Annotated in this window: 20 protein-coding genes and 1 tRNA gene; 8 read left to right on the top strand and 13 right to left on the bottom strand. The window is 42.2% G+C overall.

What is annotated here, in order from left to right:
* Window positions 1-4: 4 nt before the first annotated feature.
* Genes lpxK through CXF83_RS11330 form a run of 3 tightly spaced genes read right to left on the bottom strand, consistent with a single transcriptional unit; the run spans window position 5 to window position 5,176 of the window.
* Window positions 5-1,003, bottom strand: coding sequence for a tetraacyldisaccharide 4'-kinase (gene lpxK / locus CXF83_RS11340; protein WP_101091842.1), 999 nt, complete (start codon window positions 1,001-1,003; stop codon window positions 5-7).
* Window positions 1,004-2,821, bottom strand: a complete 1,818-nt coding sequence (gene msbA, locus CXF83_RS11335) for a lipid A export permease/ATP-binding protein MsbA (protein ID WP_101091841.1) — start codon at window positions 2,819-2,821, stop codon at window positions 1,004-1,006. It abuts the gene before it with no gap.
* 33 nt (window positions 2,822-2,854) lie between these two features.
* On the bottom strand, window positions 2,855-5,176 hold the full coding sequence (locus CXF83_RS11330) for a DNA internalization-related competence protein ComEC/Rec2 (protein ID WP_269801708.1): 2,322 nt from the start codon (window positions 5,174-5,176) through the stop codon (window positions 2,855-2,857).
* Between the two features lie 77 nt (window positions 5,177-5,253).
* Here CXF83_RS11330 and CXF83_RS11325 point away from each other — a divergent pair, with 77 nt between their 5' ends.
* Complete coding sequence (locus tag CXF83_RS11325) at window positions 5,254-5,763, top strand: DUF2062 domain-containing protein (protein WP_101091839.1); 510 nt, start codon at window positions 5,254-5,256, stop codon at window positions 5,761-5,763.
* Between the two features lie 115 nt (window positions 5,764-5,878).
* Here CXF83_RS11325 and CXF83_RS11320 read toward each other — a convergent pair whose 3' ends face one another.
* The 3 genes from CXF83_RS11320 to yejK all read right to left on the bottom strand — a co-directional run bounded on the left by CXF83_RS11320 (window position 5,879) and on the right by yejK (window position 8,890).
* Window positions 5,879-6,721 (bottom strand): M23 family metallopeptidase, encoded by an 843-nt coding sequence (locus CXF83_RS11320; protein WP_101091838.1) that lies wholly within the window; start codon window positions 6,719-6,721, stop codon window positions 5,879-5,881.
* Window positions 6,722-6,740: 19 nt separating this feature from the next.
* Window positions 6,741-7,622 (bottom strand): 6-carboxytetrahydropterin synthase, encoded by an 882-nt coding sequence (locus tag CXF83_RS11315; RefSeq protein ID WP_101091837.1) that lies wholly within the window; start codon window positions 7,620-7,622, stop codon window positions 6,741-6,743.
* A 239-nt stretch (window positions 7,623-7,861) separates the two neighbouring features.
* Window positions 7,862-8,890, bottom strand: coding sequence for a nucleoid-associated protein YejK (yejK, locus tag CXF83_RS11310; protein ID WP_101091836.1), 1,029 nt, complete (start codon window positions 8,888-8,890; stop codon window positions 7,862-7,864).
* A gap of 463 nt (window positions 8,891-9,353) precedes the next feature.
* Between yejK and CXF83_RS11305 the strand changes: the two genes are divergently transcribed.
* The 3 genes from CXF83_RS11305 to CXF83_RS11295 all read left to right on the top strand — a co-directional run bounded on the left by CXF83_RS11305 (window position 9,354) and on the right by CXF83_RS11295 (window position 11,675).
* Window positions 9,354-9,572, top strand: coding sequence for a YejL family protein (locus tag CXF83_RS11305; protein ID WP_101091835.1), 219 nt, complete (start codon window positions 9,354-9,356; stop codon window positions 9,570-9,572).
* Between the two features lie 84 nt (window positions 9,573-9,656).
* Window positions 9,657-11,441, top strand: coding sequence for a DUF3413 domain-containing protein (locus CXF83_RS11300; RefSeq protein ID WP_101091834.1), 1,785 nt, complete (start codon window positions 9,657-9,659; stop codon window positions 11,439-11,441).
* A gap of 157 nt (window positions 11,442-11,598) precedes the next feature.
* Window positions 11,599-11,675 (top strand) — tRNA-Pro (locus CXF83_RS11295).
* 68 nt (window positions 11,676-11,743) lie between these two features.
* Here the strand turns inward: CXF83_RS11295 and CXF83_RS11290 are convergent.
* Window positions 11,744-11,968, bottom strand: coding sequence for a cytochrome c3 family protein (locus CXF83_RS11290; protein WP_101091833.1), 225 nt, complete (start codon window positions 11,966-11,968; stop codon window positions 11,744-11,746).
* Window positions 11,969-12,430: 462 nt separating this feature from the next.
* On the opposite strand from CXF83_RS11290, the gene CXF83_RS11285 reads away from it, so the two are divergent.
* On the top strand, window positions 12,431-14,620 hold the full coding sequence (locus tag CXF83_RS11285) for a sensor domain-containing diguanylate cyclase (protein WP_101091832.1): 2,190 nt from the start codon (window positions 12,431-12,433) through the stop codon (window positions 14,618-14,620).
* On the opposite strand, the gene CXF83_RS11280 is transcribed toward CXF83_RS11285, so the two are convergent.
* The gene (locus tag CXF83_RS11280) at window positions 14,610-16,049 is read right to left on the bottom strand and encodes an alpha/beta hydrolase (RefSeq protein WP_101091904.1); all 1,440 of its coding nucleotides are present in this window, start codon (window positions 16,047-16,049) and stop codon (window positions 14,610-14,612) included. The two genes, CXF83_RS11285 and CXF83_RS11280, sit on opposite strands and share 11 nt — an antisense overlap.
* A gap of 112 nt (window positions 16,050-16,161) precedes the next feature.
* On the opposite strand from CXF83_RS11280, the gene CXF83_RS11275 reads away from it, so the two are divergent.
* Window positions 16,162-16,626 (top strand): DUF6942 family protein, encoded by a 465-nt coding sequence (locus CXF83_RS11275; RefSeq protein WP_101091831.1) that lies wholly within the window; start codon window positions 16,162-16,164, stop codon window positions 16,624-16,626.
* Between the two features lie 76 nt (window positions 16,627-16,702).
* Here the strand turns inward: CXF83_RS11275 and nadE are convergent, their stop codons facing one another.
* Window positions 16,703-17,533 (bottom strand): ammonia-dependent NAD(+) synthetase, encoded by an 831-nt coding sequence (gene nadE / locus CXF83_RS11270; RefSeq protein ID WP_101091830.1) that lies wholly within the window; start codon window positions 17,531-17,533, stop codon window positions 16,703-16,705.
* A gap of 186 nt (window positions 17,534-17,719) precedes the next feature.
* Here nadE and CXF83_RS11265 point away from each other — a divergent pair, with 186 nt between their 5' ends.
* Together CXF83_RS11265 and CXF83_RS11260 are read left to right on the top strand one after the other, a co-directional pair.
* Complete coding sequence (locus CXF83_RS11265; RefSeq protein WP_101091829.1) at window positions 17,720-18,544, top strand: AraC family transcriptional regulator; 825 nt, start codon at window positions 17,720-17,722, stop codon at window positions 18,542-18,544.
* 110 nt (window positions 18,545-18,654) lie between these two features.
* Window positions 18,655-19,320, top strand: a complete 666-nt coding sequence (locus CXF83_RS11260) for a LysE family transporter (protein WP_101091828.1) — start codon at window positions 18,655-18,657, stop codon at window positions 19,318-19,320.
* A gap of 115 nt (window positions 19,321-19,435) precedes the next feature.
* Here the strand turns inward: CXF83_RS11260 and CXF83_RS11255 are convergent, their stop codons facing one another.
* From CXF83_RS11255 to CXF83_RS11240, 4 genes are all read right to left on the bottom strand, one after another.
* The gene (locus CXF83_RS11255) at window positions 19,436-20,293 is read right to left on the bottom strand and encodes a hypothetical protein (RefSeq protein WP_101091827.1); all 858 of its coding nucleotides are present in this window, start codon (window positions 20,291-20,293) and stop codon (window positions 19,436-19,438) included.
* 115 nt (window positions 20,294-20,408) lie between these two features.
* Complete coding sequence (locus tag CXF83_RS11250) at window positions 20,409-21,689, bottom strand: magnesium transporter (RefSeq protein ID WP_101091826.1); 1,281 nt, start codon at window positions 21,687-21,689, stop codon at window positions 20,409-20,411.
* A gap of 835 nt (window positions 21,690-22,524) precedes the next feature.
* Window positions 22,525-23,877 (bottom strand): sigma-54-dependent transcriptional regulator, encoded by a 1,353-nt coding sequence (locus CXF83_RS11245; RefSeq protein WP_101091825.1) that lies wholly within the window; start codon window positions 23,875-23,877, stop codon window positions 22,525-22,527.
* Window positions 23,877-25,433 (bottom strand): sensor histidine kinase, encoded by a 1,557-nt coding sequence (locus CXF83_RS11240; RefSeq protein ID WP_101091824.1) that lies wholly within the window; start codon window positions 25,431-25,433, stop codon window positions 23,877-23,879. Before CXF83_RS11240 ends, CXF83_RS11245 begins: the two co-directional genes overlap by 1 nt.
* Between the last annotated feature and the right edge of the window lie 19 nt (window positions 25,434-25,452).

Here is a 25,452-nt window from a genome sequence, read left to right as displayed (position 1 = left end):
GCTGTTACCTTTGTTTATCTATGACCAGTTGTTTAATGCGGGCCAAAAGTTGTTGATCAAATGAAGGTGGTAGCTTCGCATCTACGGCTAAATACCACCAGTTATCTTTTGCGAATTCGCGACATTTCACCGCATCTTTTTCTGTCATCAGTAACGGATGTTCACCCGCGAATGCTGTTAGTTCTGCTTCGGTATAAGCGCTGTGGTCGTCAAATGCCTGTACTTTATCAGGGCTGAAACCTAAGTCCGATAAAGTATCAAAAAAGCGGCTTGGGTTACCAATACCCGCCATCGCCACCACGGCTTGCTCAGGTTCAGGGGCTTTTAATTGACTTCTATTCGCGCTGACAGAATGCCAGAGTGTTGGTTGCAGTCGCATTTGCTGTTCATTCGCTTTAGCAGCCCCGCCATTAACAATAACGTGATCGACCGTAGAGGTACGCCAACACCCTTCCCTTAATGGGCCAGCAGGCAGCAGCATGCCGTTACCAAGACGCCTTTCACCATCAAGAATGATCAGCTCGATATCACGGGCCAATGCATAATGCTGTAATCCATCATCACTGATGATGATATCGACATCAAAATCTGATAACAGCTGATGTGCGGCATCCCCCCTTTTAGACCCCACAACCATAGGCACTGAGGTTCTGGCGACTATCATCGCGGGTTCATCTCCGACCACCGCTGCAGAATCGTTAGGGCGTACACTGCGCACGCCATCGATATTCGCGCCGTAGCCCCGACTAATGACACCGGGCTTTAATCCATGCTGACGTAGAAGTTCAATTAGATAAATGACCATCGGTGTTTTACCGCTGCCCCCGACCGTAATATTGCCCACTATAATCACAGGAACCGGCAATCTGACTGCCGATTTTACACCTAGGGTATACAGCTTTCGCCTAACCCAGCTGACAGCTGCAAAAATGATTGATAGCGGCCACAGCGCAAATCTGAGTATATGGCCGTCATACCAGAGTTTGTTTACCCAAGACTGCATTTAGCTTCCAAACTGCATCTGATACAGGTTGTAATATACGCCCTGCTTTGCAAGCAAAGACGTATGAGTGCCTCGCTCAACAATCTTGCCTTGGTCAACAACAAGAATTTGATCGGCGCTTTCAATGGTTGATAATCGGTGCGCAATAACAATCGAAGTTCGGTTTTGTCTTAGGTTATCAAGCCCGCCTTGAATCGCTTTTTCTGATTCAGTGTCTAAGGCCGATGTTGCTTCATCTAAAATCAATACAGGCGAGTTACGTAATATCGCCCGCGCAATCGCAATACGTTGTCTTTGACCACCAGAGAGCATGACACCATCTTCACCAATTTGGGTATCAAGCCCCTGTGGCATAGGGTCGATAAACTCCATCGCATGCGCTAGGGTCGCAGCGTGAATAATCTGCTCGCGCGTAGCTTCACCAGGGTAGGCGTAAGCAATATTATTGGCAATGGAGTCATTAAATAGGGTCACTTGTTGGGAGACTAACGCTATTTGGCTGCGTAGAGAGGTGAGCTTGTACTCATCAATATTGACGCCATCGAGGGTGATTTCGCCCGATTTTAGCCCCGTATAAAAACGAGTGATCAAACTGGCGATAGTCGATTTACCAGATCCTGAACGGCCCACTAACGCCAACGTCTGACCTTGTTCAACTTTAAATTCGATACCGTTTAGCGCCAATTTCTCATGCCCAGAATAGCTGAAATCAACATTATTAAATGCAAGTTCACCCTTAACACGTTCAACTTCAAGCTTTCCGTTATCCCTTTCAGGCTTGATATCAAGCAATGCAAACACGGTCGTACAAGCTGCAATACCCCGTTGGAATTCGGCATTAACGCGGGTAAGGTTTTTAATGGGTTGTAACATTGCCAGCATAGCACCCAAAATTGTCGCAAAGGTACCTGCTGTGAGCTCTGCTTTCATGCTATCAATGCTTGCTGCATATAAGATAAACGCAATCGCAAATGAGCCAATAATCATCACTAGTGGCTGGCTAATCGCTTGAGCGGTTGCGAGTTTCATTGTTTGATAGCGGTTTTGATCATTTACTTTTGCAAAGCGCTGCGCTTCCGTTTCCTGACCGCCAAAAGATAATACATTCTTATGGCCTTTAAGCATTTGCTCTGTCGCGGCGGTAACACCACCCATTGCAGCTTGGATATTCTTCGACACTTTTCTAAATCGGCGGCTAACCACCGCAATGATCAACCCGATAATGGGACCGATAACCAGAATAACTAATGATAGTTTCCAAGAGAAATAGAACATAACGCTTATCATGCCGACAACCGTAATACTGTCGCGCACGATAGTGATCAGCGCACTACCCGTCGCGCGGGCGATTTGTTCTGTATCGTAGGTCACGCGGGATATAAGATTACCCGTGTTCTCATTGTCCATATAACTCACAGGCAAAGTCAGATAATGTTCAAACACCTCTTGGCGCATATCCATTATCACTCGAGCACTCATGTAAGCGATGCAATAGGTCGACAGAAAGTTTGCTAAGCCACGTAGGCTAAACAACACAATGACCACAATAGGAGCGATCAGTAACACGTCACTACTAGAGCTAAAGCCACCACTCGTACCAAGATCAAGATTACTTAGGCCGCCAGAAGCTGTTTGACTTGCTTGCCCGACAAAACCTTCATCAATGAAAGGTTTGATGACGGCAATAAATGTGGCATCAACTAATGCATACATGATTAAGCCAATAACGGCAAAAAACAGTACTTTCTTAAGCGGTTTCAAATAGCCGAGAAGGCGCTTAAAGACTGTCCAGACTTCATTTTTAGGAGATGTTGTCATTGAGAGAATTTACGTATTGGCAAAAGAAGCATTCTACTCTGGATTTTTGATCTCACCAAACCTAAACACTTTGTTATACCAAAATGGCGCAAAATCTGACCGATATGTATAAATTTTGGTACTGTCAGACTGAAAAACAACACTGACTTGTCCCTGTTCTCCAGTCACTAACGTATCAATACCCAAATCATCATATCGCGCCCAAACATCTTTCTTGGGAAAACCATATCGGTTATTAAACCCCGCAGGAAACAACACCAGTGTTGGTGATACCGCATCAATAAAACGTGCACTTGAAGAGGTTCTGCTGCCATGATGTGGCGCTGTCATCACTGAACTGGCAATGCCTTTATGATGTATAAGTTTTTGCTCCGCTTCATGTTCAATATCTCCCGTGAGCAAAATACTGTTGTTATCTTTGAATAAACGGATCACACATGAGCCATTATTGCCTTTAGCAGGTATTAAAGGACCAATAATCTCGAGATTGATGGTTTGCCACACAATATTTTTAGGTCGACAATTAACCGTGCCCCACCTTTTATCATCTGCTATAACGATGGCCTCGGGGTAAGCCGTCATAACGACTGACACGCCACCAGCATGGTCATTATCAGCATGGCTAATCACTAAGTAATCAATGTTAGTAATGCCTTTACTCTTTAAAAACGGCAAAATTATACGCTCGGCATAACTAAAGTTTTCACCAAAACGGGCTCCGGTATCGTAAATAATAGCTCGACCATTGCGCTCTATCACGGCTGACATCCCTTGGCCTACATCCAATAAATGTACCTTCCATTGCTGATGTTGCACACCAAATATCGCTTGATAAGCCAGTATTAGGGCCGGCAGCGACATGACACTAAAGGCGAAGCGCCAATGCATAGCGCGAAATTGCAAACAGAGCCAAATCCCAAGTATCGCGCTCAGTCCAGCAGCTATCCATTGTGTTGACAGATCAAGCCAAGCAAACTCGATACTGCTGCCCATGTCTAACAGCATCAGTACCGGTTCCATCGTTAACTGTGTCAGCCAAAAAAGATTAAGTGACTCAGGAGCAACACCCGCCAACATTGCCATGATAAATATCAACAGTGATAATAAAGCAACGGGTAAAACAACAAAACTAAACCAAGGCACCAGAAGAAAGTTGATTGCAATACTGATTATCGACGTACCAGCAAAGAAAGTCGCTTGTACTAGCCCTAACACAAGAGCCAATCGCCACTGTATCGCCCAAAATGCAACAATCCAGTGTTGAATGCCACTGCAGCCATTAGCCACTTTTATACGCAATACTTTGGCAATTGAGCTAACTGCAGGCTGATTGGTCGCCACGTTAGTTTCTAAGGCTTCAAGCCTTTGCGGATTAAACCTTGCTATAGTGATTAAAATAACCGTCAACGCCATAAATGACAGCCAAAAACTGGCACTAAGTGGACTCAAAGGATCCAGTAACAACACCATAAATAGCGCATACAACAATCTCTCCCAACTGCTTGAAAAACGGCTCAATACCCATGACGATATATAGGCTAATAGCATAATGAGGGCGCGTTGAGTTGATACCGAAAAACCCGCTAAATACGCGTAAGCAATTGCCGTCACGGCACAAAGCACCATAGCGATAACATTGTTACGCCGTCCTTGAGTCGGCAAAAAGTGAAACAGTAACGTTTTACTCAGCAGGAATATCCAAAAGCAAGCCACTGATAAATGTAGGCCTGATATCGCAAACAAGTGACCCGTACCGGTATTTCTCAGCTGTAACCAACGCTCTGATGTCATTAGGCTTCGATCGCCAACTAAAAGAGCAAACAGCAAGTCTTGTGAAGAGTACTCAGCCAATGCGGGTTTTAACTGTTCAATGAGCTTGTCTCTAACACCTTTTTTGTCGCCGAGTAACAGCCCTGCCGTCACCTTGCCTTTAGCAAAAACATGTTTACTCAGTAGGTATTTCTGTTGATTAAATCCTCCTTCATTTAAAGGGCCTGTAATCGACTTGGGCTTAATAGTGAATAACCACTGTTGGCCAACCTTAACTTTTGGCGGTTTTGACCACGATAATCTAAGCTTTCTTGTGAGCTTGTGGGGCAAAATTGAATCAACCAGCATAATATCCATACTAATCCAGTCGCCGTTTGCATGAACTAGTGATATGATTTCGCCCCTAACATTGATAGCGTCAGTATTTTCACCCGTGTCCCAGTCCATTAATAACGCATAGAACATCGTTATCCAGCTGAGTGCTAATAAGCAACCAGCTAACATAGGGGCACGCTGAATCACGACCACAGCCATTAGAATACACAACGGCACCAAGGATAGCTGAGGGAGCGATGGCCAGATCATTGCTGATAATATCGTGGCGCAGAAGCCACACATGAATCCATTCATAATGAAGTTAGTTAAGACAGTAAATTCGAGTTATGCCAAAAAAACTTATAAAAAAATTTATGCCCAAGCCTGAAACACTGCGTAATCATAAAAATCTACGCATGTTCGGCGATCTATTACTAAAGCCTAACTTATGGGCTCTCAATAGGCGTTCAGCACCGGGGGCGTTTGCTGTAGGACTTTTTGTTGCGTGGATCCCAATGCCATTTCAGATGGTACTGGCTGCAGCGCTAGCGATTTTATTTAACGTCAACTTACCCGTTGCCGTAGCGCTTGTTTGGATCACAAACCCCGTTACTATGCCGTTTATGTTCTATATGGCCTATATACTAGGGGCAAAAATATTGGGGCATCATCCGCAAGAGTTTGCTTTCGAGGCTAGTTGGCAATGGGTTGAGTCATCCATAGAAACCATTGGCCCCTCTTTTCTAATAGGCTGCTTGGTTTTTGGATTACTGTGTTCGGTTACGTCCTACTTCACCATTAAAACGTTATGGAAGTACTCAGTGCTCTTTAAGTGGAAAAAACGCAACAAGGAATAGCACGCCATCTCTTTTAGTATGCTGTACAGCAGGCTTTGATAACGTAAATAATCTTAATAACAAAAAAGCAGCTTATCGCTGCTTTTTTTGTTATGTAAGAGGTTCATCTTAGACGCTAATGCACTGCTTGATTTTCCAGTACGCTTTTCATCGAAGGGACGATGCTGGTTGGATCAAGTCGCATCTGATACCAATTCACTCGCCAGTCAAGATGAGGCCCTGTTGCACGACCTGTCGCGCCAACTTCGGCGACCTTATCGCCTTGTTTAATCTCTTGGCCCTCTTTCACGTACAACTTACTTAAATGTAAAAAGCTTGAACTAACACCGAAGCCATGATCAATAATCATCGTTCCACCAGAGTAGAACATATCATCAACAGCAAGCGATATAACACCATCAGCAGGTGCAACCACAACAGTCCCGGTTTTTGCGGCAACGTCGACCCCATAATGTGGAGTGCCAGGTTTACCATTATAGACACGTTGACTGCCGTAAACGCCTGAAATACGCCCCGTTAGCGGCCAAATAAACGTTTGGTTAAACGCGTTGCTTTTAGTAAATTGTGTTCGTGCCGCTTTGACTTGCTTACTGTCTTGTGCCGCACGATTTTGGGCTTTGGGATCAGGCTTCATGATTTTCTTACTGATCCCATTCACATTTTGGATCTTGTATTGTCGCTTTGCTAAAGTCAGCGGCTTTAACTCTGTTAATCCGTCAGGATAAACAAGTTTAAGCAATTGCTTGAGTTGTGCCTCCCGAGCAAAACCAAACGCAAATTGCCCTTCAGAATTTACATCAATAGCAGCATCGTTTAAATAAACCTGAGTACCCGGTTTAACTTTGGCGCGAATTAACGAACCTTGTTTAAGCTCGCCATTCAATTCAACTTGAGCATTTACCTGCAACGATAAACTGCTCACGAGACTTGCAATGACGATAGGGATTATTTTGCTCAAAGTGAGATCCTAAAAAAGACTAGTTATTGGCTTTTCGGCTGGCAATTGCACCCTTGCCAACGCCTTCATAAGCGATGACTTTAAAATCACTGCGGGGTACTTTTTCTGACAAGGTTTGCACCATGTAGTCAGCTAACAATTCAACCGTCGTATCATGTGGCAAAACATCGCAACACTCTTTTGGCATTGCAAGCTGAAAATCACCTTGTGGCGCTTGATAATGAAAACCAAAATGAGTGTTGTCGCTGACGTTTGTCTGTGGTGACAGCGTTAGGGTGTTCACCGAGACACAATCTTCTTCGCTACCGAGGTAGATATCGTGCCAGCGTTTAGCCCAGTACTCATCCCATTTAGGCGCTGCTGCGCCGTTTTCAAATACGGTCACGGGGCTTCTGTGCCCATGAGCGATACGCTGACAGTTGCCATCATGCTTCTTTAGGCCATGGGTATAATGGTAAAATGGAGCGTCATGGAACTCATTTCTCAACGTCAAAGAGATCCCCTCAACGTTTGCAGGCAAGACCTCTTTAAGCGCTTTTTGCAAAAACGCATTTACGCTTTCAAAATCGATGATTTCACTTGGAATTAAGGCAAATGCTTGCGAAGGACACGCTAAATGTATATCCCCTTGCTGGCTACTAAAATCCATCCATACTCGGTCACCTTGCTGTTGCCAACGAACTTCACTACAAGCAGTAGGCACCAACAAACGATGATCAGCAATATCGTCTATAGTACTTTTAATTACGCGCTTCACTTTGGCAAAATCGAGCACCATGTTTTGCTCATCTAAACCACCGTCGAGCAAAACATCGACAATCCAGCTCTCTCCTACCATGCCACGAATAGGACAAAGATAAGAAAAATCAATAACAGTTAAATCTTTAACAAACAGTTGCATTTGAGCTCCTAGGTAGAAAAACAGTCTACCTTGCACCGTCCAGGCAGCGATGGCTGCAGGATGTAATAACAGGTAAAAAGCAGCTTTTTAGCCGCCCTCTTTAGAATTTCTGTAGCTTACAATGATAAGCATTATTATTCGACCACTTTAAGCCTAATCAAGGCTATTATCTGCTGCCATAAAAAAACCGAGTGCTAATACACTCGGTTTAAACCCAACAGAGTTAAACTCTTCTTTTTTTATTCGCCTTTCAAGCGACGATCCAGTTGATCTTTAAGGTTTGCAGGGACGCCTTTGATGATAATGCTGTCTGACACTGGGTCGTAAATAACTCTTTCGCCCAAGTGTTGACTATCAAAGCTCAACGTTACTCCACCACCCGTACCTGAAAACTTCTTCAACTGACGAAGTGTTGGCTTGTCTCCTGGGAACTCCTCTTCAAGCTCATAGTTACCGCCTTGAGCAAATTCATAAAATGAATCCATTCCTTGATCCGCTAACTCATCAGCGAGATCTTTCATGTGAATGTCAGCCCCTTCATCACAACGTTCGGTGCAGTAATCAAACACGCGCTCACGAGCGACTTGACGCTCATCTTTGTTTAATTCGCTGCCGCCGACAAAATCTTCAACCGCATTCAATAGTGATTTATTTTGCGCTTTGGTGTTAACACCTTCAACACAGCCCATGAAATCGAGGAAAAAATCAGCCACTTTACGGCCCGCTCGTCCACGGACAAAAGATATGTACTTTTTAGAGTCAGGATCGGCTTGCCATTCCGTTAAATCAATCCGAGCAGCAAGTAGTATATTGTTGAGATCAAGGTGGGTATTTTGGGTTAACTCCATATCATCTAAAACGGTCATTGATGACTTGGCGTTCAGTAGCGACACAAAAAGGTAATCACTGGTCATGTAGGTATAACAGGACAGTAACAGGAAACCACCGGTACTAAAGTCATACTTGGCTAACTCTTCTTGCAACAATTTTCCAGCAATACCCGAAAACTCAACAAAGCCCAGTGCGTTATTACGATATTGGCTCAGTGCGGTTTCAAATTGGGTGTTAGCTTCACCATCTTCACCACTAATACCGAAGTGGCCAAAGCCTTTACCAGCCTTACCTGTATAGGTGTGATGGAGTTCATCTAACATCGTCTCAACGGCTTGACTATTTAATAGCGGTTGTGGGCGTAACCGACAGCTGAGCTGACCTTCTCCATCTTGAGAAATGGCATGGATAATTGCTTGTTCGACGTTAATACTCATTGAGCCTCGATAGAAAGTTGCTTAGAGCGATAGCCTGATAGTCAGCTCTATATGAAATAGATAAGTCAGTTTACAACCACAGCCGTAAGATAACATCTGCTGTGCCGGAAACATTTAGGCAGACATCATACCAGACAAAACCCAGAAATCCATACGGAAAATAGTGGCTAGAAGTGTAATCGATCACACTGAAAAAGCACGCTAATGAAAGACAATAAAAGATGAATAAATCAACGTATTTCTGACTAAAAGATGTAGGTTGAATAACCTAGTTTGATTAATACTCTTTGCCGATTATGCATTTAACCGCTATGTTCAGAATAATATGGAAGCACGACCTTACTCACAGCATCGATTAGTTAAATGATAAAAGCACTCGCTCAATGGTAAAAAGTGCAGAGCTTATTGAAAAAATCCGTTATTATATGCCGTTAATCAGGACTTAAAGTGAAATTTTTCAATTATGGCTATCAAATCAAAATATTCAAACACGCAAGTTGAGTCTATCATTGCTGAGCTTTTAGCAGTATTAGAGAAACACCAAGCCCCCACAGACTTGAGTCTGATGGCACTTGGCAATTGCGTTACACATTTATTGCAAAACAAAGTGCCTGCAGAATCTCGCGCCGTTGTTACCGAGCAGTTTGCCAAAGCATTATCTCAGTCAGTAAAAAATAACTAAGATTAAATGTAGGAACCACATTGAGTAAGGGTTTAACGATAGTGATTAAACCCATTAACCGCATTTACAGAATAATGGGTCAACATGGTTGAGCGACAAAAACAGTTAGGACGAGATCGAGTTTCACGCTTAATAAGCTGGGGACATTGGTTCGCTTTCATTAATGGCTTACTTGCTATTGTGGTTGGTTATCGGTATCTCGACACTGTCGGTTTTCCTGAATCGATTATAGGCTCGGTTTACCTCGCATTCAGTACCATTGGCCACTTCAGTTTTCTTGCTTTCATGGTTTATCTGGTATTCATTTTCCCCGTCACTTTGTTGCTACCTTACTCAAAAATCCTCAGAGGCTATGCGGCCGTTGTGGCGACCTTAAGCTTGTGTATATTGCTATACGACACCATTATTTATGACGACTACGGTCTGCATCTTAGCCCTTTTGTGTTTGACTTAGCGTGGACTGATCTCAACGGGCTACTGCAAGGTACCTCCTATATTATTACGCCTATCGGTATTTTAGCGATTGAGCTTACCCTCGCTAATTATCTATGGAAGCGTATCGAAAAAATTCGTAAGCGCAATTATGGCAACAAAGTTGTTGTCGTTGTTGGTATGTGCTTTATCGCCAGTCACCTTATTCACATATGGGGAGATGCTGCCGAAGTCACTGAAATAACACAATTTGATGATGCTTATCCACTATCCTATCCCGCGACAGCAAGAAGCTTTATGGAAAGTTATGGCATTGATAACACTCAAGTTCATCAAACGAACCTCCGCCCGAAAATCAGTCTTAAATATCCTCTAACGCCAATGCAGTGCGTGGCGGATGATAAGCCCAATATCCTATTTATTGCCATTGACAGCCTTCAAGCAAAGCTTGTTAATGATACGACCATGCCCGTTTTAGCAGCCTACGCTAATAAAAACCTCTCTTTTCAACAGCATCTTAGCGGCGGCAACCAGTTTAATAGCGGCATGTTTAGTCTACTTTATGGCTTGCAAGGCAGTTATATGAACGCAATAGACCTGCACTATGAAAGCCCGGTATTGACTCAAGAACTCATCGCCAGCGGCTACCAATTAGGTTTATTTACCACCGTCGATACTCTTGCTCGCCCGCAAGCAATTTTTAATGACTTTGAACGTATTGATGCTCAACACCAAGATAGTTATGCCCGCTCAGACCTCAGTTCGATTAACAACTGGCGCCAATGGACTCAAGCAGCAACAAAACCTTGGTTTACGTTATTAAACCTAAAATCACCCGATAGCTATGATACTCCTATCGGTTTCTTGGGGATTAAAACGGTAAAAGCAGACAAAGCACTTAAGCCTGCACAAAAAGTATTATTCAATCAATACCGTCAATCTTTGAATTTTATCGATACTCAACTCGAAAAAATCTTGAGCGACCTACCCCAGAACACCATGGTTGTGATTACTGGTGTCAGCGGGAAAATGTTTACCAGCAATCCTAACGAAGCCAGAACCAATCTATCTCCTGACAGTGTTAGAGTACCAATGGTTATCCATTGGCCAAACCAAAGGGCTGCCAAGCGTATCAACTACAGAACGACCCACAATGCCCTTGTACCGACATTAATGGTCCAAACATTGGGTTGCACTAACCCAGCCACTGATTTCAGCGCCGGCAGCAGTCTTATGCAGCCCAGTGATGAGTCATGGGTCTATACTGGTGATAACCGTATTTTCGCCATTTACCAAGAATCTGAAATAACCACGATTGATCGCCACGGTAAATATCGAATTTACGATAGTGAATATAAGAAACGCCTTAAAAAGAAGTTGAGTGCACCCGAGCTAATTGAAGTGATGCGCGAAGGAAGACGCTTTTATATTCATTAAAATAGCGTCAAAAGAAGACATACCCAAACAACTTGGGTATAAACTAGCCAAACAAATCGAAGACTTTAATGAAGCGCTTGCACTCACAATTATGACTTGATACAGTGCTTGCTCTTCAGAATTCCCCTTAGTTTATAACTTGTTCTGTAGCAAAATTCGGGATATGGCCTAGTTCGGTAGGGCGCTTGTCTGGGGGACAAGAGATCACAGGTTCAAATCCTGTTATCCCGACCAAATATCAATAAAAAAAGCCAGCTGAAAAGCTGGCTTTTTTTATTGGGAACTCACAGCTAACGATGTCGTTAGTCGTGACAATCAGCACACTCTTTGATTGTTAAGTCGACAGTGTGGAGCTCAGCATCAAGCTCATGTGCACTCGCCATATCATGACAATCGTTACAAGTGTTGATTGTCGCTTCCATTTCAGTGTGAGCAGCCACGTCGATTTTTTCGTGGCAATCGGTACAATCAACCGCCATAGCTGAAGCGGAAAAGACCAGCACTGCGAACATAGATAAGTATTTCATAACGGTTCCTTAATCACGGAGTAGTTGCACTTAAATACGATTTTTCACCGTCGATTTAAGATGCACGTTCAAAAACCCCACCAGCTAAAGTCCATTAATTAATAGAGACTTAGACCATGGGATCCCATGACTAATATCATATGAGTTAATATTAACTGAATATTAAAAGATGCCCTATTGATGAATAAATGCTGGATAAAAAATGACTGGATATCAATGCTGTGAACTCGGTCATGTCCGCAAGCGACTAAGACTAAATAAGGTAGGAAAAACTAAACAAAAATTCACATAGCGATTTTTTATACAATGACCATAGTCACAATGACTAAATACATCGAAATCCAGTTCGGTGGCACCATAACAGTTGCTATCCGGTAGAAAAGTTAATAGATTGTAAAGTGTGACTTATAATAAAAAATGGCTAACGTGTAATCTTGCTTAGCCAAATCAAAGGTTTCGCTTTTGGACAAAATCAACCAGAAAAAACTTCTCATCGCATCCATATTAGGGCTAGTAGGTTTCATCATTAACCTCTACCCATTGCCTCTATTTGCCAATATACAACTTATTCTCGGTAATGCCAGTTACGTTATTTGCGCCATCTTATTCGGCCCTTGGTATGCACTCTATACAGCAATGATAACCGTGTCAGGCCTGTTTATCGGGTGGGATAGTTGGCATGTTTATTTACTGTTTCCAATAGAAGCTGTATGCCTAGGTTTAGCAAGGAGAAGAGATCTCTACTCGCTCTATGCAAGTATCGCTTTTTGGATTGTTATTGGGATGCCACTGTTTTATGTGTACGCCATACTCAATACCAATTTACCGAGTAGTCACCTACCATTTATCATACTAAAGCAAGGTATTAATGGGGTTTTCTATACAGGAATAGGCTCATTACTTGTTATCTTAACCCCCTCTTTTTGGTATTTTCAACCGAAAGCTAAACACAAGCAACGACGCACTTTTAATGCGCAGTTAACCTACGCATTTACTCTCGTCATTTCCTTAGCGCTACTTTTAGCTGCACTATTGTTTAATAATCAGTTTATTAATCGTTATCAATCACTATTAAACGATAACATTAAAGAATCAGCACTGCAGTTAGGAACCTTGGCTCAAGCCTACATAGATACTCATGTTCAAGCGTTAAACAATGCCGCTAGCGGATTAAGTTTAAGCGAAACAACCTTAGCTCAACAGCAATTATCGCTGTCTAAACTGCATCAAATGTACCCAGGCTTTATCACTATGCTCATTGCCAACGAACAAGGACATATCAAGGGAGCGAGTCCAGTTTCACGATTAAAAGATCTCACTGGTAACGATACCGACCTCAGTATTATTGATCGAGATTACTTTATTGAATCGTTTGTAAACCAACGGAATTTCATATCACCGGTCTTTTTAGGCCGAGGTTTTGGTAACGATCCTATTGTCGCGATAAGTGCTCCTCTTTATGCTCCCCATAATGCATACCGTCCTATTGGGATTATTGAAGGTTCGCTGGATCTAAACAAATTCAAAGAGATTGATGAAACAAATAAAAAGTTCAAAAATCAATCTATCGTACTCGTTGACCGTACCAATCGCGTTATTTTTGCTTCGCCGGAACTGAGTATCAACCCACTATCTGCATTTAGCTATTCACAAAATAATACTAATTATACAAGTCCTTTGCCGATGCTGAATATTATTGATAAAGATAACATGGCACCTGAATATGTATTTGCGTCCTTCGAGCTGGAGAATAAATGGACGCTGTACGTGCTTAATCCCTTTAGACCTTTAGTGTTATTAGTCGAAAACATGTATATAGCAACCTTTGCCATACTGGTAATTTCACTGTTAATTACTTTTTTTATTACTCGGGTTATCAGCGCCAGATTGACACTGCCATTAGAGAGAATTGCCAGTAGGTTCAGTACCTCAAATGAAAACGATAATCACGACTACGGCATTGATGACGAATCACCTAAAGAGGTCTACTCACTCTATATGCGTCTTAAGCAAAGCAAGAGCTTGCTCATTGGCTACCAATTAGCGTTAGAAGAAAAAGTAGCGTTAAGAACATATGAATTAGAGCAGGCGAATATCAAGTTAAAGACTCTTGCAGAAAAAGACTCACTCACAGGGCTTTATAATCGCCGCTATGCTGAAGATCAGTTTTCAATAATCCAAGAGAGCTGCCAAAGAACTGATGAAGTCATTGCCATTGCCCTATTGGACCTGGACAGGTTTAAACACATAAACGATACCTATGGTCATTTAAGTGGCGATCTCACGCTTAAGACCGTTGCAAGCCTGTTAAACGATGACTTTAAAAGGGATGGTGATATTATCGTGCGTTTTGGCGGGGAGGAGTTCCTCATCATTATGCCTTTGTGTAACGCATTGAAAATAGAATCTCACCTTGAACACTTTAAACAAAAGCTAGCGGACACCATCATTGCCCCTCCTGGTAATACAGCCCCTTTTAATGTGACCACAAGTATTGGAGCCGTTATCGCTAATGGCACTTACAGTGATTCTCTTGAAGACTGGATAAAGCAAGCCGATATCAACTTGTACAGCGCTAAAAATGGCGGTCGAAATAAATTGGTATTTACAACCTTGTCAGAAACCCCAGCTGAAAACGATGTTAATCAGTAATAACCTTATCCATTTTGTCCATCATATAACCAAAAAATGGATTCCATTTTTGTCGAAGAACCTCACTTGCAGGAACGCTAAGCACTCCGCGTTCTCCTTTTGAAGCTCCTGCACCGATTTGGATCCTATTGCCAGCCTGTTTTTTATATGGGCCATATAGCTCGTCGTCTTGGGGAAAGGGTAAGGCAACATGGGACAATGAATAAACCTGTTTAGGCCAATGCTGAATAACAGCTTCAATATCGGCTCCATTAGTGAGATTTCTTGCCTGTACCGCTCCCCTTCCCCCTCCAGTATTTTCGATTAATGTAAAATCGAAATCTAGTTCTGTCGTGTCAACTAAATCAAAGAAAGGGAGCAAAGGATCCGTTGGCATTAGGCTTAAATTAACTTGAGTACGATTAATATCGAACATCACCAATTCATGGTTTTCCCCCTGCAACCGCAGATACAGATCTCGCAGTACCGCCATGGTATCAACGGTGTCGTCAGTCAAAGATTGAAAGGTGAGTACGGGCGCCAGCCGAGCAAGCGATTGACTATCGAGTTGGTTTAATAATTCAACATTTCGACTTGCAAGCTGATAGACCACATCGCCAGCATTAACGGCAAATGAACTGTATTTGAAAGGATCATATTCGGTTTGAATGCTGTTCCAGCTTAGCTTATCTAACCCCAAAAAATTGCCCAGTATTGCCTGCCATTTTGCGCCTGCTGCCACTGGCGGTAGACCTATTGCGGGTGAGACAAACACCAATCCAGAAAAATCGCCAGCATCCCCTCCCCTTAACTTCTCTAGCTCATGATTAAGCGCCAGCGCTGCACCCGTTGAAAAGCCAACCACATACAGCGGTTTATCCTGCAGAACCTGTTTCATATGCTCTACAGCAATAGAGACTGCTGCAGCCATGTCCTGCCAATTTATATCGGTAAGCCCAGAGGGCAGTGTTCCATGCCCTGGTAATCTTAACCCTAGGACATGAGCCGATTCTTGGTAATGCTTTGCAAAATATTGCATTGTATAAGGCGAGTCTGACATTCCATGCAGTAACAACACGCCATATTGCGCATGCTCATTTTTCCACTCAAAGCTTCGATTCCAATTTTGCTGCCACTTATTAGGATCAGAATAACTCCCCGGTAAATAACGATTAACTACTAACAAAGAGTCAGATGTTGTTTTAGCGGTAACCTTGCGCTCAACCTCTGCGAACAGTTTATCTTCCAAACGCAGGTAATCATCAAAGTTGGCAATGCTGGGTTGTTGCCTATATTGTGCCTCAAGCTCCGTTGTGTGCCATAAATCCAGCGCCGGGCGTGAATTTAAATACCAAACAGCACCCGCAATTAAGGCGATGCTGGTTCCCACTGAAGAGTAAAACAGTGCAAACGCCAAATGCTTAGTTGAACCAATAATAATGGATTTCATCATCAAATTAACTCACTGATTTAAGTTGTTGGTATTCATTAATAAATCGAAATAGTATACACACTCTATATAGCTAACTTACACTGCTTTTAACGCGAAACAAATAGACACTATGATGATCGGAACAGAACTGGCGACAACTTGCTTTTATCTACCAACCCCTCCAAAACTACCAGAGAACTGGAGTTACCAGGATTTAAATGCAACGCAATCCATGATTGTATTAAATGGTAACCATTGGCGGAAAATTCTGACTATCATGGCAAAGATAACCGTTAATGGCCAAGATTGGCGACGCTATCGTGATACGCTATTATTAAAACAAGAAGAGTCGATAGTGATTACCGCCCTATCTTTGCAATCCGAACCGAAAGTTCACATTATATGTGGACAGGAAAGCGCCCAGAGTCTACAAATAAATAGAGCGGAATTTATTCCTATCAGCACTCAATGTAGCAGCCTACTGAAACACCCACATCAGTCCATTTATCTTTGTCCATATTTAGATTATCGACAATTTCCTAACAAACAGATTAATCAATTAAGACAAGAACTCGGATTACAGCCGCTTGATTAGCCCAATTAAGATAATAAGAGTTAAGTTTAACAGACCAAAAAAAAGCGCCTATAAGCGCTTTTTAAGTGATAAACCGTTAATCGTAAATTGTCGGGATAGCGTCACGCTTATGCTGCGTCGCGCGGTAAATGCCAATCAATTTACTATTGACGAACTCACTAACCTCTTTGCCTTCAAGAAAATCATCTATCTGGTCATACGTCAGACCTAGTGCTATTTCATCTTCTAATTGAGGCTGTCCCTCTTCAAGATCTGCAGTAGGCGCCTTATGGACCAAGATATCGGGCGCGCCTAAAAAGTGAGCCATCTGTCTTATTTGACGTTTATTCAAGCCGAATAATGGGGCTAAATCACATGCTCCATCACCCCACTTGGTATAGAAACCGGTAATATTTTCTGCACTGTGATCTGTACCTACCACTAAACCTGCCACTAGCCCTGCTATCTCATATTGAGCAACCATGCGCATTCTTGCTTTGACATTGCCTTTTACAAAATCCACTTTAGCGCTATCAGGCAGTATCATTCCAGCAGATTCAATCGCATTGATGGTTTCACTATGAACCCCATCTACACCTTGTTTAACATTCACAGTCACTTGTTTAGACGGGTTGATAAATTGACATGCTAACTGAGCCTCATCTTCATCCTGTTGTACATCGTAAGGAAGACGAACGGCAATAAATTGGTAATCATTCTGAGCAATGCTTTGATTAAGTTCATCAACAGCTAACTGGCATAAGCGCCCGGTTAGCGAAGAGTCAACGCCACCACTGATCCCGAGGACAAGGCTTTTGCAGTGTGATTCCTTGAGTTTCAGTTTGATAAAGGCCACCCGTCTTTGCACTTCATACTCTGGCTCAATAGCCGCTTGAACCTTCATTTCACGTAGAATCTGTCCCTTCACAAGCTGTGCTCCAATAAAATGACGATATTTAGCAAATCAGCTTGGTATTATGAGCCAAAATACTGATTAATACAGTGTTATCTTGTAACATATTTTACTACTGCAATTTTTTCCTAGCCTATATAATTAACCAACCGCTAAAATAAAAAAAACTCAGCGTAATCCCGCTTCGAATGGTGAAAATGAATGATCGAAGAGAAAATTGAATATTGGCACAACCCAATAGTGCCTGATATCGAGCTCAGTAAAGCCAGCTTTCAGCGCTTTGAGTTCGATCAACATATTCATCTCGACTATCACATAGGCGTGGTGACTAAAGGTGGACAAAAATATCAACATAAAGGGACTAGCTATCAACTTGATAAAGGGTTTATTTCGACTCTAAACCCCGACGAAGCACATAATGGACAAAGTACCCAAATACAAGGTTATCAAGCCAATGTTATGGCTATCCCGGTAGATTATGTCAATCAAATCGCCAATGAGCTTTGCATTAATGAACAATTTTTCAGCTCACCTCTTTGTTGGGCCCCTGACCTGCATCTCGCCTTTTCACATTTACATAAAATACTCACGAGTCCCCAGACACAGCAAACGAGACTCTCCATAGAGACACATTTACTAGCTTTACTCACTGAACTATTTGAACGGTTTGGGGCTGTTCACACTCTCACGCCTACTCGTCACGCCCTCTCCCAACAACAGCTGGGTAATATTAAGAGCCAGTTTCACGATGAACTGTACAGAGAATTTAAACTCGATGATTTAGCCGTTGCCACAGGCTTAAGTAAGTTTCAGTTTTTACGTCAATTTAAATCGGCAACAGGTATGACCCCACACGCCTATTTAAAACGCATACGACTGGAGTATGCCAAAAAGGCGTTAATCAAAGGCGAGCCGATAATAGACATTGCACATCAAGTCGGTTTTTACGATCAGAGTCATCTAAATAAGGCGTTTAAGAGTGCCTTTCTTATCACGCCATCACACTTTCAAAAACGAGTGCTTTAGTACCAGGATCTTTCACAGCACCAATATGTCGCCCAACCTGCAATAATTTACAATACCTAACACCAACGATCAGCCATCATAGATGACAATATTATTATTCGGACTTTTTTATGGAACTGCAATTGCTGCTCTCTTTAGCCATCATTCATTCGGTCGCACTCGCCAGCCCTGGACCCGATTTTGCGTTAGTCGTAAAAATGGCAAGCCAAGAAAGTCGTGCCACTGCCATTGCTGCCGCGATAGGGATCTCGGTGGCTATCTTACTGCATAGCCTACTTAGCCTTACTGGTGTCAGCGTGATCATTAAGAGTTCGCAATGGCTATTTATTGCAGTCCAACTCATTGGGGCATCATATCTAGGTTGGATGGGTATAGGTGCTGTTCGTAGCGCGATGACACACTTTCAAACTAAGCGGGCTAAAAAGGATGCTATTGAACTGGGATCCACAATAACGACCAATACAGCTCATAATGGGCTGTCCATCAAGCAAGGGTTTCTCCGGGGTTTGTACACCAACTTACTTAATCCAAAAGCAATGGTGTTCTTTATCACCTTATTTTCAGCTTTGATCACACCAGATATCAATTTGCTCACCAAGATTGTCGCAGTATTTATTATGTTAATATTATCTTTGTTCTGGTTTATATTCATTGCCTTAGTTCTGTCAAAACCGACGATACAGCAAAAAGTTAAGCAAGCGAGTCCTGTCATCAATTTGGTTACCGGTCTTCTCTTTATCTCCGTTGCGGTGATCATCGTCTGCGGCGCTTTTTAAGCGCCATATTACTCTCGCAAAAACTCGCTTATTTGCCGCCATGCTGCGGCAAATAAAACTTGATAACGTGAATATCACAACCACGCCATGAGTCTGTTTGTTAACCTCATATGCATTAGAAGAACCAATTCAGATAGATCCCAGCAAACATTTGTTTACTGCCTCCCTTTGTCTCGTTCACTTCAGTCACCGATTTGCTTGTCGAGTCAGTGCTGGATGCTGAATAGATTTGTGCATTACGTTCAGACTTAATGCCCTTTTGTGGTGTGATATGACTCAGGTGTCCAGATAAATAGACACGTTGATGAATCGGGTAATCCACTTTTATACCCATTTGAAAATGGTTAACTCCGTTATAACCGTCAACGACAAACTCATAATCGAAAGCTTGGGTCACATAGGGTGTTACTGACACGCCGTGAGCCAATACAAAACTCATGCCTTGCAGACTAATTTCAACATAATGCCCATTAGCCTCAAGTGAGTATGTGTGTTCAATGATGGGCGTAAACCAATCTATTCCTGAATAGGAAAATGTCGTGAATAGTTCAACATCACTTTCGCGATCAGCGCCAAAAATTTCAATAAATTGGATACCTGCGGTAATGTCAAAAATTGCAGTTGATAACAGTTCTAATTCCATACCTATATTTAATTCAGTGTAGTCTTGATGTGTCGCCCTTCCAATACCAGCGTCCAGGAGTAGATAACTCAGATCCCAGTGTGCATTCCCCCAGAAAATACCTCCCTCATCGAGCAGATTGCATCCTTGGTCTATATAGTGTGAATCAATACCCAAGTCGACATGAAAGGCAGGCTCAGGTTGCTCAGCAAGATGCTGTTCCATGGCGTTATTCGTCATTGCCGTCGCGACAGTCATTGTAGAGGCAAGGAGTATAAATGCCTGAATAACAAAAAATGTTAAACGATAAAATTGACGAGAAATACGATTTTTTACTTGTTTATAGGACATAAGTAGTCCTCCTATCTAATCAGGATCTAATGTGAAAAATGAAGAGAAAAACTGTTTCGCAGTAATTGACTACAAATTGAATTGTGAAATAAATTTGTAGTCACAATTCATATGATTAATTAAGTAAAATCAATGAAGTAATATAAAAATAGATCAACAGACCGGTGACATCGACTATGGTTGTAATAGCGGGGCTGGCAACTACCGCAGGATCTTGCCGACATAACTTTGCCATAAATGGCAACGCAGCACCGATCACCGTAGCAGTAACGACCTGAAAGAAGAGTGCTAATGCAATGGCACTACCTAGCATGGTTAAGGTGATATTACCCGGGACCTCAGCATTATGTGACAGAAACAATACTTTGCCAAAAGAGACTAGCGCCAACCCTAAACCGATAAAAAGTGAAATACGTAGCTCCTTCCACAATACATCACACCAACTTTTCAGCTTTAGCTCACCCAGTGCCATAGAGCGGACTATCACTGTTGCAGCTTGGCTTCCTGCATTTCCCCCCGTATCGGCGACCATAGGCATGTATAGTGCTAAAATAGTCAATGCCATGATGGCATCATCATAACTTTGAATAACCATACCTGATAAAATCCCAACAGCAGCTAAACCGACAATCCAGAAAATTCGCTTATGAACATGTTCCAAGACCGTTGTCTGCATGTAAGGTGTGTCGTCGTGAGTTCCCTGAATGCCCATCAACATTTCAACATCTTGAGTCTGCTCTTGTTGTAAAACAGACATCGCTTCTTTGGCACGCAGTACCCCTGCAGGCTTACCCCAAAAGTCCACTAAGGGTAAGTAATCATTCTCGCTATGTTGCAACTGTGCCACAGCCAGCTCTCTATCAGTGCTGACATGACATGGAGCCACCCAACGAGCAATATCAGCCAATATTGCTGATGGCTGATATTTGACTAATTGATGTAACTCCAGGGTCGATCGATAACAGCCCTGATCATCTACGATAAAAAGCACTTGCTCATCAAAGATATCTGTTGATTGCTGAATTATATCAATCGCTTCACTGACCCGCATATCATCATTAACGCAACGCTGTGGCCTGATTGTCGCCACGGCAATAACTGGATGAGCTTGTGACGCTATTTTTTCCATGTCACTCATAAACCCGCTAGGCATAAGGTGAATAACAGTCTTTTGTTCAGCCTCTGGTAATTGATTATAAATATGAAAGTATTGTAATAAAGACAGCGTTTCAAGCCAGCGTTGGATAACGGTGCTATGTTGCTTTTTAATAAAACCAACAAGCTTGCTTTTATTACATTCATTATCAACTTCAGAATTAAAGCCATTAAAAAATACAAAGTCTAAATTAAAACCTTTATTGATATCATCTGAAGCACTTACTGTAATGTTGGACATGTTTAGTCCTCCCAATATAATAGGATTTAAACTTTATTTAGCCCAAGATAATAATTATTAATGTTTATCATTGAAAGACAAACAGCACTAACTAAGTTAAGACTAATGGATAAACAGTATGAAATAAACAGTGAGGCGGGATGTAAATAGGCAGTAGGATAAAATAATTTACATATTAACTATTACCATACTTTTCCACCGTCACTGTTTTCTCTACTCGGAGGGATGTCATTTTCCATAATACGTTCCTAAACTATCGCTATAAAATAGAAGAAGATTAAAGCAAAGCCTTAACTTACAAAGGTTAACTGACCAAAAACAAGCTATTAAAAACAACTAACTAACAATCTTACAGACTGATTTTCATACAGTACGGCAAGAATATCTGTCACAAAGGGTCGTGAATGCAAGGCAGAATAATCAATATTGGGGAGCTTTTTAAGCTGAAGTTAAAATGAGAATAGGTTTTTAATAAAACACTATTTTTTATTAAAAATCATCTTCAAAATAACTTATATTCTTCGGCGAATCACCGTGGAATCATTGAAGCCCATAGAATGGCCTAGTGTTATTTATTTGAGCTGAATTATAATCATAATAGAGTATATGTCAACGTGAAACAGCCTAATTTACATCGTATTACCGTATTCTATCAAATTAATAGATATATCAACAAAGTAACCGTACACCCGCCTGATTAAATTAATTTTTGATTAACGTTATATTAAGCCTTGATTAAGAAATAAAATTAATGCCGCGTAAATTAACGTCCTTGTTGTTATTAATATTCACAGAAAGGTTACATCTCAAACCATTAATATAAACGGACACCAACTTACACCAATTGATATTTTTCTAATCGATACAGAAACGCTTTATAACTCAGTCCCAAGAATTTAGCGGCTTTCGTACGATTACCTTGATGTTTGTCCATTGCCTGTTCCAAACAATCTTTCTCAAATACCTCCCATTCGATCCCTTGTTCAGGCAATGAAAATTGACTGGTATTAAGTGGCTTAGGCTGACAAGCTAACTCATCGACCATCTCGTCTTCATCGCCTAGTAAGACAAACCGTTCAATCCGATTAGCCAGCTCCCTCACATTTCCCGGCCATGAATGATCTAATAGCTGCTTTAATGTCATCGGTGTCAATTTAGGTAATGCCATTTTGTACTGGCTACTGTGGAGTTTTAAAAAGTGCTCAACCAATCTACCAATATCCTCCTGACGCTCCCTTAATGGCGGCATATGGATAGGGACAACATTGAGCCTGTAATACAGATCTTCTCTAAATCGCCCTTCTGCCACCTCGGTAGGTAAATCTCGATGGGTGGCCGCAATAACTCTAACATCCAGCTTAATTTCACCATTTTGGCCTAAGCGAGAAATGACTCCTTCTTGCAAAAAGCGGAGTAACTTGGTTTGTTGTAATAGAGGTAAGTCACCGATCTCATCTAAAAAGATGGTGCCCCCATTAGCCGCTTCGAGCTTACCGATTTTTTGACTTGTGGCCCCAGTAAACGCCCCTTTCTCCGCACCAAACAACTCCGACTCCGCCAAACTTTCGGGGATTGCGCCGCAATTAATGGCCACGAAAGGTTTATGATGTCTTTGCGACAGTTGATACAAGGCTCTTGCGGCAAGTTCTTTACCTGTGCCGCTTTCGCCACCAATTAACACAGTGGCATCGGTAGCACTAACGCGTTGCACCCGCGTATAAACCTTTTGCATGCAAGGGGCTTTTCCGACTAAGCCCACCAGCTCCTGTTGCTGTGAAAGTTCCGATGCTAAACGCCTATTATGCTGTTTTAGCTTAAGTGACTTAGCCACTTTATCAATGGCCATGAACAGTGATTGACGCTGATAAGGCTTGGACAGGTAATCATCTGCGCCAGCCTGCATCGCATCCACAGCATGAGTAATCGTTCCGTAGGCTGTCGCAATAATAAATCCTAAGTCGGCATGCTCGCGTCTTACGTACGTTAGCAAATCCATGCCTGTTAGTTGCCCAAGTTTCCAATCTGAAAATATCAGATCAGGCACGCTCTTTTTGAGCAATAAAATGGCCTGTTCGACGCTGTCAGCTTCGCTGACAACGTAGTTGTTTGCTGTCAGCATTTGGCAAATAAGCGAGCGCTGATCAGGCTCATCTTCTACCACTAGAATATGTAAGGGCTGCTCACTCATTAATTATCTTCCTTCTGACTAGATTGCTCTTCGACAAATAAAATGGTTGCTATGGTGCCGCCTTCAGGATTGTCTTGATAGCAAATATCGCCATTATAGTGGCTCTCTATGAGACGTTTGGCGATGTAAATTCCCATACCTGAACCTTCTGATTTTGTCGTTATGTGCGGTTTAAACATTTGGCTTTTAATCGAAGGCTCAATGCCTTTGCCCCAATCTGTTATCACAACTGATTTTTCGTTCTCAGCTTTGTTGAGTTCAATTTTAATCTGCTTACCACCAGCTTCAACGGCATTGATCAATACCGCATGCACTATGCTTCTTAATTCTGATTCGGCGCCATAAACCGCTACAAGGTTATTTGCATCAAAAATCACATCAGGCTTGAGGCCAGAGATAGACAGCTCTAATAGAATATCTTGTACAATTGCATTCAATGGCACCAACTTGTCTCTTAGCACCTCGTGACTCGAAAGAGTCAGTAAAGATTGAATGCTCTTATCCATTAAACCAATCTTCTTTTGCATCTTTTGGTTTATCGCTTCACGTTCACTTTGAGAGTCGGTGTAAATACCTTGCTCCGATAACAAACCAAGCGTATGCAGTGGGTTTCTTAAGCTGTGGGCGATACCGCGAGTAATTTGACCGAGATCGGCTAGATGTTGCTGCTGGGACATCTGCTGCTCTTTTTTATTCCAATTTTCCAATGCTAGGCTCATGCGGTTAAAGCCATTCATTATCTGTTTAAGCTCTTTAACACCTTGCTCTTTTAACTGAATGCCAAATTTACCTTCACCCAATTTTTGATGGCCCAGCGCTAATTCGCTTAAAGGCTCAGTAACGTGATGACTGAGCCAGTAAGCGAGGATTAGCGCCATAATGCTCGTCAGTAATATCACAATCAATACCGACTCACTGAAGCGCTCAAGCAGATGGTTAGCCCCTTGGCTTGGCAGATCAATACTGCGCTCTTCGCGGATGACCATGCCATCTTTTTCATCACCATCAACAATCATAACCCGACCTGCTTGTAACCAGTCATCAGTGTGGATCTCAAAGCTTTCAAGGCTCTCTTCTACCCTCTGCTGGTATTCTTTAGCCGCCTCTCGTTTAAGTTGCTGTAAATTCTCTCGCTCACCTTCCATATGACGGCGATCTTTCTCTAGCAGAGCTTGAACCTTCTCCTGTAGCGCCAATTGATGTTTTTGGTAGTCATTTGTCCCCGTATCGACATGGACCTCTACCAGCGATTGCGCAAGGTTATCTATCTCTTGTTCTAGCTCAGCAATATCTTCATCAAGCTCTAATACAAACTCTTTATTTTCTTCAATGTCCGTCAAAAACTCATTTTCTTCTGGTAACGAAAATTCCCAGCGGTCGATGTCGGACGCTCTTTGGATCACCACACTGACTAAACTTTTAGACAGGGATTTTGAGCTTTGCTGTAACTCTTGTTGAAGTTGAGTTTTAAAATACTGAGCCACAAAAAGCTGGCTTATAGCCAACATAAGAATAAGCGCTCCAAACAACAGAAAGACATAACGTTTAATAGACATAATCGACTCTTTTATCTGC

Origin of the sequence: Shewanella sp. Choline-02u-19 (assembly GCF_002836205.1) — a bacterium.
Lineage (GTDB): Bacteria > Pseudomonadota > Gammaproteobacteria > Enterobacterales > Shewanellaceae > Shewanella.
The sequence above is the reverse complement of the archived record's forward strand: the minus strand, read 5'-3'. Positions and strand labels throughout refer to the sequence as shown.